General features: G+C 60.8%; 9 protein-coding genes. 4 read left to right on the top strand and 5 right to left on the bottom strand.

The genetic code is table 11. The features are described 5' to 3' along the window. Positions 1-225 (top strand): DEAD/DEAH box helicase (locus J5M66_RS23400; RefSeq protein WP_207817505.1); only part of this gene is annotated, 225 nt, incomplete at its 5' end. Positions 226-372: 147 nt separating this feature from the next. On the opposite strand, the gene J5M66_RS23395 is transcribed toward J5M66_RS23400, so the two are convergent. The 3 genes from J5M66_RS23395 to mfd are packed head-to-tail and all read right to left on the bottom strand — an operon-like array spanning position 373 to position 7101. Then, the gene (locus tag J5M66_RS23395) at positions 373-3063 is read right to left on the bottom strand and encodes a DEAD/DEAH box helicase (protein WP_073471435.1); all 2691 of its coding nucleotides are present in this window, start codon (positions 3061-3063) and stop codon (positions 373-375) included. Between the two features lie 11 nt (positions 3064-3074). Then, the gene (locus J5M66_RS23390) at positions 3075-3641 is read right to left on the bottom strand and encodes a CsiV family protein (RefSeq protein WP_071173055.1); all 567 of its coding nucleotides are present in this window, start codon (positions 3639-3641) and stop codon (positions 3075-3077) included. Positions 3642-3651: 10 nt separating this feature from the next. Then, positions 3652-7101 (bottom strand): transcription-repair coupling factor, encoded by a 3450-nt coding sequence (gene mfd, locus J5M66_RS23385; protein ID WP_024013632.1) that lies wholly within the window; start codon positions 7099-7101, stop codon positions 3652-3654. Positions 7102-7455: 354 nt separating this feature from the next. Between mfd and J5M66_RS23380 the strand changes: the two genes are divergently transcribed. Then, a complete protein-coding gene (locus J5M66_RS23380) occupies positions 7456-8919 on the top strand; it encodes a glyceraldehyde-3-phosphate dehydrogenase (protein ID WP_016775482.1) in 1464 nt (487 codons plus the stop codon). Between the two features lie 107 nt (positions 8920-9026). Here the strand turns inward: J5M66_RS23380 and J5M66_RS23375 are convergent, their stop codons facing one another. Continuing rightward, on the bottom strand, positions 9027-10328 hold the full coding sequence (locus tag J5M66_RS23375) for an MFS transporter (RefSeq protein ID WP_136493877.1): 1302 nt from the start codon (positions 10326-10328) through the stop codon (positions 9027-9029). A gap of 75 nt (positions 10329-10403) precedes the next feature. On the opposite strand from J5M66_RS23375, the gene J5M66_RS23370 reads away from it, so the two are divergent. Continuing rightward, the gene (locus J5M66_RS23370; RefSeq protein ID WP_206421823.1) at positions 10404-11450 is read left to right on the top strand and encodes an FAD:protein FMN transferase; all 1047 of its coding nucleotides are present in this window, start codon (positions 10404-10406) and stop codon (positions 11448-11450) included. Between the two features lie 201 nt (positions 11451-11651). Then, on the top strand, positions 11652-13046 hold the full coding sequence (sthA, locus tag J5M66_RS23365) for a Si-specific NAD(P)(+) transhydrogenase (protein ID WP_016775479.1): 1395 nt from the start codon (positions 11652-11654) through the stop codon (positions 13044-13046). A gap of 42 nt (positions 13047-13088) precedes the next feature. On the opposite strand, the gene J5M66_RS23360 is transcribed toward sthA, so the two are convergent. Next, positions 13089-13811 (bottom strand): glycerophosphodiester phosphodiesterase, encoded by a 723-nt coding sequence (locus J5M66_RS23360; protein WP_207809347.1) that lies wholly within the window; start codon positions 13809-13811, stop codon positions 13089-13091. Positions 13812-13822 lie beyond the last annotated feature (11 nt).

The raw sequence follows: 13822 nt of genomic DNA, 5'->3' as shown, positions 1-13822 counted from the left end.
GAGAATCAGGCGACTGATCGGGCGTATCGCATCGGGCAGAACAATCCGGTGTTCGTCTACAAGTTGATTGCCAAAGGCACCGTCGAAGAGAAGATCCAGGCGTTGCAGCAGGAGAAAGCGGCGCTGGCCGGGGCGGTACTGGAGGGTGGCACGACGGGCGGATTCAAACTGGAACAGAGTGATATCGAGGCGCTGTTTGCGCCGTTGCCGGTTTCGAAGGGTTGAGCCCTGAGTGACTGCGCAATATCCGATGACCCCATCGCTGGCAAGCCAGCTCCCACAGATATCGAGTTGAATCACAATCTTTGGTACAGCTCATAACCATGTGGGAGCTGGCTTGCCAGCGAAAGCTATCTAACCAGCGACGCCGCTTTAACGCTTATCGATCTTGTCTGGCAACGGCGCAAACAGCGCTTCAATATCATCGCTCTGCAACTTCCAGTCCCCGGCCTTGCGCCCATCGAGCACGCCCGCTGCCAGGTCTGACTTTTCCTTCTGCAGGTGCTGAATCTTCTCTTCCACTGTGCCCCGGGCAATCATCTTGTAGACGAACACCGGTTTCTCCTGGCCGATTCGATAGGCCCGGTCAGTCGCCTGATTCTCGGTTGCCGGGTTCCACCACGGGTCGTAGTGAATCACCGTATCGGCTTCGGTGAGGTTCAAACCGACACCGCCAGCCTTCAGGCTGATCAGGAAGATCTGGCGCGTGCCGCTCTGGAATTCCTTCACCGGTGTGCGCCGGTCACGGGTCTGGCCAGTGAGAAGGGCGTAAGCGATCTTGCGTTTTTTCAATTCCTCTTCGATCAATGTCAGCATCGAAGTGAATTGCGAGAACAGCAGGATTCGCCGGCCTTCTTCGAACAGTTCCTCAAGCATTTCCATCAGGCTGTCGAGCTTGCCCGAAGTGCTGCCGCGTGCGGGCAGGGTGGCGTCGTTGACCAGGCGCAGATCGCAGCAGACCTGGCGCAGCTTGAGCAATGCTTCGAGAATGATGATCTGACTGCGTGCCACGCCTTTGCGAGTGATCTCGTCACGGACCTTCTTGTCCATCGCCAGGCGCATGGTTTCGTACACGTCGCGCTGCGCTTCGTTGAGTTCGACCCAATGAATGATTTCGGTTTTCGGCGGCAGCTCCGTGGCGACCTGCTCTTTGGTACGGCGCAGCAGAAACGGTTTTATCCGACCGTTGAGGTGCTGCAGTCTGACTTCACTGCCGCGCTTTTCGATCGGCACGCGGTAATCGGCATTGAAACTTTTCACGTCGCCGAGCCAGCCCGGCAGCAAGAAATGGAACAGCGACCACAGCTCGCCCAAGTGGTTTTCCAGCGGCGTGCCGCTGAGGCACAGGCGCTGGCGTGCATTCAGCTCGCGGGCGGCCTGGGCGGCTTTGCTGTTGGGGTTCTTGATGTATTGCGCTTCGTCCAGCACCAGAACGTGCAGCGGCTGTTTGGCCAGGCGCTCAAGGTCCTTGGGCAACAGGGCGTAAGTGGTGAGGATCAGGTCGAAGTCGGCCAGATTGTCGAAGTGTTTCTTGCGCGTGGCGCCATACAGGGCGAGCACTTTCAGCTGCGGAGTGAAGTGCGCCGCCTCATCGAGCCAGTTCGGAATCAGGCTGGTCGGCATCACCACCATGCACGGACGATCGAGGCGTCCGGCGTTCTTCTCGCTGAGAATATGCGCCAGGGTCTGTAGGGTTTTGCCCAGGCCCATGTCGTCCGCGAGAATGCCGCCGACCTCCAGTTGCCGCAGCGATTGCATCCAGCTCAAGCCTTCAAGCTGATACGGGCGCAGCGTCGCGTTCAAGCCTTGCGGCGCTTCGGCGCTGAAATCGCGGATGTCGCGCAGGCGCTGGGCGAAGGTGCGCATCTGCTCGCCGCCTTCCCACAACAGCGGCAGGCCTTCCAGCGAATTGAGCCGGGTGGCGTCAGCCTTGCTCAGGCGCAGGGTGGTTTCGCCCGGCTCCTGCAAATAGAACTCGCCCAGCGTCATCAATACCGGCTTCAAGCGACCGAGCGGCAGCGCCACTTGCAACGGCCCATGCTCGCTGGTGCGTTGCGGAATGTTGACCAGAATCAGCTCGTCATCGCGACGGCGGGCGAGGCGTTCCGGGTTGAGGATCTCGGTGTGCGAGCGCATCAGATTCAGCAGAATCGGCAGCAGGCTCAGGCGCTCGCCGTTGACGATGATGCCCAGTTCCAGATCGAACCAGTCGCGCTCCGGCGCCTGTTCGACGGTGGCGTACCAGTCGTCGACGGCGGTCAGGTCGAAACCGAATTCCTCATCGATCTGCAACTCCCAGCCCTGGCTGCGCAACTTCGGCAAGTCATTGAGCGTGAAGGTCAGCCAGGCGCTGTCGTTGACCATCTCGTAGAGTTCGCCGGCGCTTTCCGGCAGGGCTTTGCTCTGCCTTGTGGCGATGCGGAAACCGAGGATGCGTAACTGTTCGCGGTAGGACTGTTCGACGTCCGGGTGGCGTTTTATCCGCAGGGTCTGGGCTTCCTGACGGATCAGGATATCGCTGTGTTTTTGCCCGCTGACGTATTCGTCCAAATAGCTGAACGACAGCGCCGCGCGGTGCTGAATGTAGCGCTGCATCTTGCCGTTGCGCGGCTCGAAGGCGCTGAACTCGACGCTCGCCAGCCACAGGCGCGGCACCGGCTGCACGTTGTCCACCAGCACTTGCGGTGGCGCTTTCGGGCTGCGGTTTTCCAGCACGGCCTGGAGCTTCTCCAGCAGCTCGGCATCTTTCGCGGCGGCGGGGTAGTCGAGGGTTTCCTGGATTTTCAGCAGCACCGCCGCGCAGTGTTTGCAGTTGCTGCGCACCGGACAGGTGCAGGTGGCGTCGACCAGCAACAGCGTCGCTTTGGCTGACTCGCGCAGATGGATGGTCTGCCGGTAGACACTGCCGCCAGAACCTTCGCAACTGGCGGTGATGGTCGCATCGCCGACCTGAGCGATGCGCACGCGATTCTCCAAAGCGTAGCGGCGGCCGCGCTCCAGACTCTGTTCTTTGAATCGGCTGACCCACGACGGGGCCAGCGGTTTGCTCAGGGGCGGCGGCATAAGGACTTCGATCAGTCCGGCACGACTTCAGGCGCTTCGCGAGGCGCTGGCGCGGTCAGGGAAGTGATCTTGATCAGCAGGGCCAGGTGGCCGTTGTCGAGGTAATTGAGCTGGCCGTTCTTGGTGTGGCTGTCCTGACGCAGGCGCTCACTGGCAGTGACCAGGCCATTGGCGTCGATCTGATTGACCCAGAAATCGGCGGTCACGTCGGTGAAGCGGCCGAGTTTCATTTCCAGCGTGCCCTCGATCGGGAACTGGCCGAACTGCTCCTGACCTTCGCTCACTGCGACTTTCGCCGGCGCTTCGCCGAGGCTCTGCTGCCAGGCTTTGTGCATCAGCACGGTGTACTCGCCGCTGGCGGTGAGTTTGCTCACCACATCATTCAGCGCTGGGGTGCGCTGGCTGTCGCTGCCCAGACGCTGGGCGCCTGCGGCCCAGTCTTCCGGGGCGGCGCGGCTGACGATGGCCGGGACGGCATTCTGGCGCACCAGGATCATTTCGACCTGATACGTGTCATCGGCAAACGCCGTCGGTGCTGCAAGTGCAAGCAACAAAGTCAGAGAGCGGAACAGGCGCATCGGGCGTCCTTCAAGCGGATTTCGGGATGAGACGCTCAAACAGCGCCTCGACAGTATTGAAACGTTCTTCCGGGCGCTCCATCGGCACCTGGAATTTAAACATCGTCGCGCCTTCGAACTTGTAGCGCTTGGGCTGCGTCTGGATCAGCTTGATCAGGGTCATCGGGTCAACCGGCGTCTGCGCTTCGAACTCGATGCGCCCGCCTTGCGGCCCGCCGTCGACTTTCTTGATGCCAAGCTTTTCCGCCTGCAATTTCAAAGCGGTGATCCGCACCAGGTTCTTGGTCGGCTCCGGCAACAGGCCGAAGCGGTCGATCATCTCCACCTGCAGATCCTTGAGGCCTTCCTCGTCGGTGGCCGAGGCGATGCGTTTATACAGAATCAACCGCGCATGCACATCCGGCAGATAATCTTCCGGAATCAGCGCCGGCACCCGCAGATTGACTTCCGGGCCGCCGCCCAGCGGTTGATCGAGGTTCGGCTGCTCGCCCTTGCGGATCGACTTCACTGCGCGCTCGAGCATTTCCATGTACAGGGTGAAACCGACGGCCTGAATCTGCCCGCTCTGACCATCGCCCAGCAGTTCGCCGGCGCCACGGATTTCCAGGTCGTTGGTGGCCAGCACGAAACCGGCGCCGAGGTCCTGGGTATTGGCGATCGCTTCCAGACGCTTTTCCGCGTCGGAAGTGATCTGCTGGCGCGGCGGTGTCAGCAGGTAGGCGTAAGCCTGGTGGTGACTGCGGCCGACACGACCACGCAACTGGTGCAGCTGGGCCAGACCGAACTTGTCGGCGCGTTCGATGATGATGGTGTTGGCGCTCGGCACGTCGATGCCGGTCTCGATGATGGTCGAGGCGATCAGCACGTTGAAGCGCTTGTGGTAGAAGTCGCTCATCACCTGTTCGAGTTCACGTTCGCGCATCTGCCCGTGGCCGATACCGATGCGCGCTTCCGGCACCAGTTCGGCGAGGTCGGCGGCACATTTTTCGATGGTCTTCACATCGTTGTGCAGATAGTAAACCTGACCGCCACGCAGCAGTTCACGCAGCAGGGCCTCTTTGACCGTGCTCTTGTTCTGTTCCATGACGAAGGTGCGCACCGACAGGCGTCGCGCTGGCGGCGTGGCGATGATCGACAGATCGCGCATGCCCGACACCGCCATGTTCAGCGTGCGCGGAATCGGCGTCGCAGTCAGGGTGAGGATGTCGACTTCGCTGCGCAGGGCCTTGAGCTGTTCTTTCTGGCGTACGCCAAAACGGTGTTCTTCGTCGATGATCACCAGCCCGAGGTTTTTGATCTTCACATCGTCGGACAGCAGCTTGTGCGTGCCGATGACGATGTCGATCTTGCCTTCCGCCAGATCGGCGATCGCCGCGTTGACTTCCTTGGCCGACTTGAAACGGCTCATCACTTCCACGGTCACCGGCCAGTCGGCGAAGCGGTCGCGGAAACTGTTGTAGTGCTGCTGGGCGAGCAGGGTGGTCGGCACCAGAATCGCCACCTGACGACCGCCGTGCACGGCGATGAACGCGGCGCGCATGGCCACTTCGGTCTTGCCGAAGCCAACGTCGCCGCAGACCAGCCGGTCCATCGGTTTCGGCGCGAGCATGTCTTCGCGTACCGCCTCGATGGTCGCTTGCTGATCGGGTGTTTCTTCGAACGGGAAACCGGCGCTGAAGGTGGCGTAATCGGCCTTCGGGTCGGCGAAGGCGTAACCTTCACGGGCGGCACGACGGGCGTAAATGTCGAGCAATTCGGCGGCGACGTCACGCACCTGCTCGGCGGCCTTGCGCTTGGCTTTCTGCCAGGTTTCCGAGCCGAGGCGATGCAACGGCGCCAGCGAATCGTCGCTGCCGGTGTAGCGCGCGATCAGGTGCAGGTTGGCCACCGGCACGTAAAGCTTGGCGTTCTCGGCGTATTCGAGGGTGAGGAATTCGGCGGCCTGATTGTCGATTTCCAGAATCGTCAGGCCCAGGTAGCGCCCGACGCCGTGGTCAATATGCACCACCGGTGCGCCTTCGCGCAGTTCGGTGAGGTTCTTGATTACCGCATCGTTGCTGACGTCGCTGCGCTTCTCGCGGCGACGACGTTGCATGACCCGTTGGCCGAACAGCGGACTTTCCGCTACCAGCGCCAGCGCCGGGTCGTCGAGCAGTAGACCTTCGTCGAGCGGGGCGATGGTGATCGCCAGACGATCCTTGCTGGCAACGAAGTCTGGCCAGCTGTCGACGGTTTTCGGCCGCAACTTCAGGCGTTCCAACAGTTCCAGCAGGACTTCACGACGACCCGCCGATTCGGCGGTGAACAGCACGCGACCGGGGAATTCTTCGAGGAAGCCGGCCAGCGCCGCCAGCGGTTGCGTGGCCTTGGCTTCGATGGCCAGGTCCGGCAGCGCATGGGCCGGGAAGCGCTCACGGCCGACGCCGCTTTCAACGTCCTGTTGACTGGCAACGACGCGTGGCCAGTTCTTCAGGCGCGCGAAGCAGTCTTCCACCGGCAGGAACAGTTCGGCCGGTGGCAATAATGGACGCGAAGGATCGACACGGCGTTCTTCGTAACGATTGCGCACGTCGTTCCAGAAGTTTTCCGCCGCTTGCTCGATGCCCGGCAGCGAAAACACTTGTGTGTCCTGAGGCAGGTAATCGAACAGCGTCGAAGTTTCGTCGAAGAACAGCGGCAGGTAGTACTCGATGCCGGCCGGGGTGATGCCGCTGCTCAAATCCTGAAAGATCGGGCAGCGACGGAAGTCGACGTCAAAGCGCTCACGGAAACGCGCCTTGAAGCGGGTGACTGCGTCTTTCTGCAATGGAAACTCGCGGGCCGGCAGCAGCTTGACCGACTCGACCTTGTCGATCGAACGCTGGGTTTCCGGATCGAAGGTGCGCAGGGTTTCGATTTCGTCGTCGAACAGGTCGATGCGATACGGTAGTTTGCTGCCCATGGGGAACAGGTCGATCAGCGCGCCGCGTACGGTGAACTCGCCGTGCTCGTACACCGTGTCGACATAGCGATAGCCGCTGGCTTCGAGCCGCGCGCGCATCTGTTCGACGTCGAGCTTCTGGCCGATGTCCAGCACCAGGCTGCTGCCGAGGAGGAATTTGGTCGGCGCCAAGCGATGCAAAGCGGTGGTGATCGGAACCACCAGCACGCCGTGGGCCAGTTCCGGCAGGCGATACAGGCTGGCGATGCGCTGGGAGATGATGTCCTGGTGCGGCGAGAACAGGTCGTAGGGCAGGGTTTCCCAGTCGGGGAAATGCAGTACGGGCAAATCCGGGGCGAAGAAACTCAGCTCCTGTTCCAGCCGTTCGGCGCTTTGGCTGTCGGCGGTCAGCAGCAGGGTAAAGCGCTTGGCAGCGCTGGCAGCCTCGGCAATCGCCAGGCTGAGGGCGGCACCGGGCAGATTGCCCCAGTGCTGTTTACCTGCTTCGGCAGGGAGTAGCGGTAGACGCAGAACAGGCACGGAAGGTTGAGCTCCAGGCGTTGCGACAAAGTCGGTAATTGTAGCGGCCTCCGGTGCCGCCTGTCAGTTGTAGACTGCGTCTATCTTCACGGTTTGGACGAAATGTAGTGGTAACCATAAAAACGAGCACTTTTTTCATGGTTATGTAGTGCCGAAACCGGGTGGTGTTACGGAGGGTTACAGACATCGTATAACAGTCGTCGAAAAATTGACTGCGCTGAAAGCCCCGGTTTTACTGGGCTGGAGAAAGGCGTAAATTTTTTGAACGGGAATTTGTTACCGATTGCGCGACAAGCGCGCATTGCTGAAAGGGCTTGTCGGCGGCATAATGTAGCCCCTTTTTTCTGCCCCTACATGTGGAAGGTTACCGTGACTCAGAAGCCCGACCAGTGTCTTGGTGAATGGATCGACCGTGAAGCACTCGCAGAAGCGATGATCCCGCTTATCGGTCAGCTCTACCGCAATAACAACGTGGTTAGCTCGATCTATGGCCGCAGCCTGATCAACCAGTCTGTCATCGCGATTCTCAAAGCTCACCGCTTTGCTCGCCACCGTTCTTCGGACGACAGCGAACTCTCCGTCCACGAAACATTCCCACTGCTCAAGGCCATGAGCGAGCTCAAGCTCGGCGCGGCGTCGGTGGATCTGGGCAAGCTGGCGTTCAAATTCCGTAACGAAGGCAACGGCCGCAGCGCCGAGCAGTTCGTGCGTGAAGAGATGGCTGACGTGGTTGGCCAACAGAACGCCTCGGCCCGCAAAGGCACCGACGTTGTTCTTTACGGCTTCGGTCGTATCGGCCGTCTGCTGGCGCGCATCCTGATCGAGAAAACCGGTGGTGGCGACGGCCTGCGTCTGCGCGCCATCGTCGTGCGCAAAGGCGCCGAGAACGACCTGACCAAGCGCGCCAGCCTGCTGCGTCGCGATTCGGTGCACGGTTCGTTCAACGGCACCATTACCATCGACGAAGAAAACAACACCATCACCGCCAACGGTAACCTGATCCAGGTGATCTACGCGAAGAACCCGACCGAGGTGGATTACACCCAGTACGGCATCAAAGACGCGCTGCTGGTGGACAACACCGGTGTATGGCGTGACGCCGACGGCCTGGGTCAGCACCTGGCGTGCCCGGGCATCGATCGCGTTGTTCTGACCGCGCCTGGCAAGGGCAAGCTGAAGAACATCGTTCACGGCATCAACCACGGTGAAATCACCGCTGACGACAAGATCGTCTCGGCTGCTTCCTGCACCACCAACGCCATCGTGCCGGTGCTCAAAGCGGTCAACGACAAGTTCGGCATCATCAACGGTCACGTCGAAACCGTTCACTCGTACACCAACGACCAGAACCTGATCGACAACTTCCACAAGGGCGATCGCCGTGGCCGCAGCGCCGCGCTGAACATGGTAATCACCGAGACCGGTGCCGCCACCGCTGCTGCCAAGGCTCTGCCTGAGCTGGCCGGCAAGCTGACCGGTAACGCGATCCGCGTTCCGACGCCGAACGTGTCGATGGCCATTCTCAACCTCAACCTTGAGAAAGCCGCCACCCGTGAAGAGATGAACGAGTACCTGCGCTACATGGCGCTGCACTCCGAGCTGCACAAGCAGATCGACTTCGTCAATTCGCAGGAAGTGGTGTCGACCGACTTCGTTGGCTCGCGTCACGCTGGTGTGGTCGACGCTGAAGCGACCATCGTGCAGGACAACCGCGTCGTTCTGTACGTTTGGTACGACAACGAGTTCGGCTACAGCTGCCAGGTAGTTCGCGTAATGGAAGACATGGCTGATGTGAATCCGCCAGCGTTCCCGCGCTAAGCCTCAGGCTTGAATGAAAACGCCCCGGCATTTTGTCGGGGCGTTTTTGTTTGTGGAGTGATCGTTCCCACGCTCTGCGTGGGAACGATCGCGCTGGCGGGTGCGATCTAACTGGCGCCGCCAACCACAGCAGCCTGCGCCGTGCGCAACTCATGCCGATTGCCACGGAACAACACCAGTGTCGCAATCAAGCCCAACACCGCCGCGCCACTGAGCCAGATCCCCGGTGCTGCCTTGTTGTCCAGCACATGAATCAGATAGGTGCACGCCGCCGGAGTAAACCCGCCGAACGTCGCCGTTGCCAGGCTGTAGGCCAAGGAAAACCCGGTCGTGCGCACTTCCACCGGCATGATCTCGGTCAGTGCCACCACCATCGCGCCGTTGTACGAGCCATAAAGAAACGACAGCCACAGTTCGACAATCAGCAAATGGCTGAAGCTCGGGTTCGCCACCAGCCACGACAATGCCGGATACGCCGTGAGGATCGCCAGAATCGTCGCCGCCAACAGTAGGGGTTTTCTCCCGATCTTGTCGGATACCGCGCCCATCACCGGTAGCCAGAAGAAGTTCGACAAGCCGATGCACACCGTCACCAGCAAGGCGTCGAGGTCCGACAGATGCAGCTCAGCCTTGCCAAACGTAGGCGTGTACGCAGTGATCAGGTAGAACGACACCGTGGTCATCACCACCAGCGCCATGCCGGCAATGACGATGCCGAAGTTCTGGCCGATCGAGCGGACGATTTCGCCGAGGGTAGGGCGGTGGGTTCGCGCTTGGAATTCCGGAGTTTCTTCCAGCGAGCGACGGATGAAGAAAATCACCGGCACGATCATGCAGCCAATCAGAAACGGCACGCGCCAGCCCCATTCGCCCATTTGCTCCGGACTCAGCCAGTGATTCAGAGCAACGCCGAGCAAGCCAGCGAACACCACGGCTGCCTGTTGGCTGGCGGACTGCCAACTGACGAAAAAGCCTTTACGCCCCGGCGTAGAAATTTCCGCCAGATACACCGACACACCGCCCAGTTCCACGCCCGCTGAGAAGCCTTGCAGCAGGCGGCCGAACAACACCAGCAGCGGTGCGGCGACGCCGAGCGTCGCGTAGCCGGGCACGCAGGCAATCAACACCGTACCGGCGGCCATCATCGCCAAAGTGATGATCAGCCCTTTGCGCCGTCCGTGACGGTCGATATAGGCCCCGAGGAAAATTGCCCCCAGCGGGCGCATCAGAAAGCCGGCGCCGAAGGTCGCCAGCGACAGCATCAGCGAAGCGAAGGCGCTGTCGGTGGGGAAGAAGGTTTTGGCGATGGCCGTGGCATAGAAGCCGTAGACCATGAAGTCGAACATTTCGAGGAAGTTGCCGCTGACAACGCGAAAGATCGCTTTGCCTTTGCCCGTGGTGGAGGACATGGGAGGTACTCACTGTTCAATTTTGTATAAAGGCGTTGCAGCCATGGGGAAGCGAGCGGGCGCTTGTAGTTCATAATGGCCGCCGTGGTTTTGCGGGGAGATGAAGAATTGTTAACTGGACGCTGGTGGGGGCTTGTGGTGTTGGCGGTGGCAATCGGCGGCTGCGGCACCGGCGATTCCCTGGAACAGGTTGGCGGTTCGACCATGGGCAGCACCTGGTCGGTCAAGTACGTGCGCCACGCCGGGGTCGCCGATCCTGCGCGGGTGCGCGGCGAAGTGCAGGCCATCCTCGGTGAAGTCGATCAACAGCTGTCGACTTACCGAAGTGACTCCGCCATCGAACGTTTCAACGCCTTGCCCGCCGATAGCTGCCAAGCCATGCCGGCAGCGGTGCTCGAATTGGTCCGCATCGGCGAACAGCTTTCAACGCAAAGCGAAGGCTCCTACGACCTGACCGTGGAACCGCTGCTGGACCTCTGGGGATTCGGCCCGCAAGGACGCGAAGAAAAGATCCCTGATGCGGCCGCTGTGGCCGAGGTCATGCAGCGAGTCGGTCATCAGCATCTGCGCATCGACGGCGAGCAGTTGTGCAAGGACGCCGCCGTCGAAGTCGACTTCAACAGTATTGCCGCCGGTTACGCCGTGGATGCCATCGCCGCCAGATTGCAGGGCATGGGCATCGACAATTATCTGGTCGAAGCCACGGGCGAACTCAAAGCCCGGGGCAAGAAGCCGGATGGTTCAGCGTGGCGCATCGCTCTCGAAGAGCCTCGCGATGACCAGCAAGTGGCCGAGCGGATTATCGATGTCGATGGCTACGGCGTGTCCACCTCCGGTGACTACCGCCATTATTTTCTGCAGGACGGTCGGCGTTATTCCCACACCTTCGATGCACGCAGCGGGCGACCGGTCCTACATGATCTGGCGTCAGTCACGGTGATTCATCCTTCAGCGTTGATGGCCGATGGACTATCGACGCTGTTGCTGATTCTCGGGCCGGAAAGGGCGCGGGACTATGCCCAAAAGCATGACATTGCTGCATTCTTTGTCCTGCGTGCCGATACAGGTTTTGTCACCCGCAGCAGTCAGGCATTTACGCAGCTTGTCGGTGAAAAAAACTGACCGAAGACAAGACGAAAGCTGGCGTTGTAGTGCAGGCAAAAGTAGCCTACGACGCGACCAAGGGTTAATGTGCGCGGCGTTGACGCTTCTATAGACTGTGTCCGGGTTCTTCACTGGCCCCCAATTGTTCCTTCGCGCCGCCGTTCGGCGTGATTTAGCCGCCGGTGCTGCTGGCACCGCGGCCTGTTCTGAGGAGTACGCATGGCTGTCTACAACTACGACGTGGTGGTACTGGGTTCCGGCCCGGCGGGAGAAGGCGCGGCAATGAACGCCGCCAAAGCGGGGCGCAAGGTCGCGATGGTCGACAGCCGTCGCCAGGTCGGCGGCAACTGCACCCACCTCGGCACCATCCCGTCCAAGGCACTGCGTCACTCGGTGCGGCAGATCATGCAGTTCAACACCAACCCGATGTTCCGCGCGATCGGCGAGCCACGCTGGTTCTCCTTCCCGGACGTGTTGAAAAGCGCCGAAAAAGTCATTTCCAAACAAGTCGCATCGCGCACCGGCTACTACGCCCGTAACCGCGTCGACGTGTTCTTCGGCACCGGCAGCTTCGCCGACGAGCAAACCATCGAAGTGGTCTGCGGCAACGGTGTGGTCGAAAAACTGGTGGCCAAGCACATCATCATCGCCACCGGTTCGCGTCCGTATCGCCCGGCGGACATCGATTTCCACCACCCGCGTATCTACGATAGCGACACCATCCTCAGCCTCGGCCACACCCCGCGCAAACTGATCGTTTACGGCGCTGGTGTGATCGGTTGCGAATACGCATCGATCTTCAGTGGTCTGGGTGTGCTGGTCGAGCTGGTCGACAACCGTGGGCAGTTGCTGAGCTTCCTCGACTCGGAAATTTCCCAGGCGTTGAGCTACCACTTCAGCAACAACAACATCACCGTGCGTCACAACGAAGAGTACGACCGCGTCGAAGGCGTGGACAACGGTGTGATCCTGCATCTCAAATCCGGCAAGAAGATCAAGGCCGACGCCTTGCTCTGGTGCAACGGCCGTACCGGCAACACCGACACGCTGGGTCTGGAAAACATCGGGGTCAAGGTCAACAGCCGTGGCCAGATCGAAGTTGACCAGAACTACCGCACCTGCGTGGAAAACATCTACGGCGCCGGTGACGTGATCGGCTGGCCAAGCCTGGCCAGTGCCGCCCACGACCAGGGTCGTTCGGCCGCTGGCAGCATCGTCGACAATGGCAGCTGGCGCTTCGTCAATGACGTGCCGACCGGCATCTACACCATTCCGGAGATCAGCTCGATCGGCAAGAACGAGCAGGAGCTGACCCAGGCGAAAGTGCCGTACGAAGTCGGCAAGGCCTTCTTCAAGAGCATGGCTCGGGCGCAGATTGCCGGCGAGCCGCAGGGCATGCTGAAGATCCTCTTCCACCGCGAAACGCTGGAAGTGCTCGGCGTGCACTGCTTCGGTTATCAGGCGTCGGAGATCGTGCACATCGGTCAGGCGATCATGAACCAGCCGGGTGAGCTGAATACGCTGAAGTATTTCGTCAACACCACGTTCAACTACCCGACCATGGCGGAAGCCTATCGGGTAGCGGCGTACGACGGCCTCAACCGGCTTTTTTGACGGGCTCCGGCCGGTGGCCTGAGCCGGCCGGGGAGACCGATTTCAGCAATTCTCAAGGGTGGCAGTGGCCAAACCGGGAAAGTCTGTAATCAGGCTGTCAACGCCGAAGTCGGCGAGTCTGCGCATCAGCGCAGGCTCGTTGACGGTCCACACCGACACATGCAGGCCCTGACGCTGCGCCTTCTGCAGGCGTTCCGGCGTACACAGCGTCCAGTTCAAGGCGAGAATCTCGCAGCCGTAGCTGGCCGCCACCTTCAGCGGATCGAGCCAGGCGTATTCGGCCACCAGGCCACGGGATACGTCGGGTACCAGATCCAGCGCTGCCTTCAAGACTTCCCGCGAACTCGAAGTGATCGTCACCTTGTCGAGCAGGCCGTGGCGCTGAGCCATTTCCCGAATCGCCAGCACGATAGTCGCCGCGCGGGTGCGTGATGCGCTTTTGACTTCCAGCTGCCAGTGCTCGAAATCACATTGCTCGAACAACTCTTCCAGCGTCGGAATCGGGCACGGCTTGATCCAGCCCGGGCCGCCCTTGCGTGCGTCGTAGGTCACCAGTTCGGCGGCGGTGTGCTCGACGACTTTGCCGCGACGGTCGGTGGTGCGCTTGAGGGTCGGGTCATGGATGACCATCAGCTCGCCGTCCTTGGACAGGTGCAGATCCAGTTCGCAGCGGCGCACGCCGTGCTTGAGGCATTCCTGAAAGCTGCTCAGGGTGTTTTCCGGTGCTTCGCCCTTGGCGCCGCGGTGGCCGTAGATGAGGGTCACGGTGCTTCCTT

Source organism: Pseudomonas sp. 67(2021) (assembly GCF_017491835.1).
GTDB classification, from domain to species: Bacteria; Pseudomonadota; Gammaproteobacteria; order Pseudomonadales; family Pseudomonadaceae; genus Aquipseudomonas; species Aquipseudomonas atacamensis.
Note: the sequence above shows the minus strand (reverse complement) of the source record. Positions and strands in the feature narration are given on the sequence as shown.

What these genes read in the sequence shown, in the direction of transcription:
- J5M66_RS23395 (WP_073471435.1), bottom strand. Translation starts at nt 3,063, where the DNA reads ATGCCGCCGCCCCTGAGCAAACCGCTGGCCCCGTCGTGGGTCAGCCGA.
- J5M66_RS23390 (WP_071173055.1), bottom strand. Translation starts at nt 3,641, where the DNA reads ATGCGCCTGTTCCGCTCTCTGACTTTGTTGCTTGCACTTGCAGCACCG.
- J5M66_RS23380 (WP_016775482.1), top strand. Translation starts at nt 7,456, where the DNA reads ATGTGGAAGGTTACCGTGACTCAGAAGCCCGACCAGTGTCTTGGTGAA.
- J5M66_RS23375 (WP_136493877.1), bottom strand. Translation starts at nt 10,328, where the DNA reads ATGTCCTCCACCACGGGCAAAGGCAAAGCGATCTTTCGCGTTGTCAGC.
- J5M66_RS23370 (WP_206421823.1), top strand. Translation starts at nt 10,404, where the DNA reads ATGGCCGCCGTGGTTTTGCGGGGAGATGAAGAATTGTTAACTGGACGC.
- sthA (WP_016775479.1), top strand. Translation starts at nt 11,652, where the DNA reads ATGGCTGTCTACAACTACGACGTGGTGGTACTGGGTTCCGGCCCGGCG.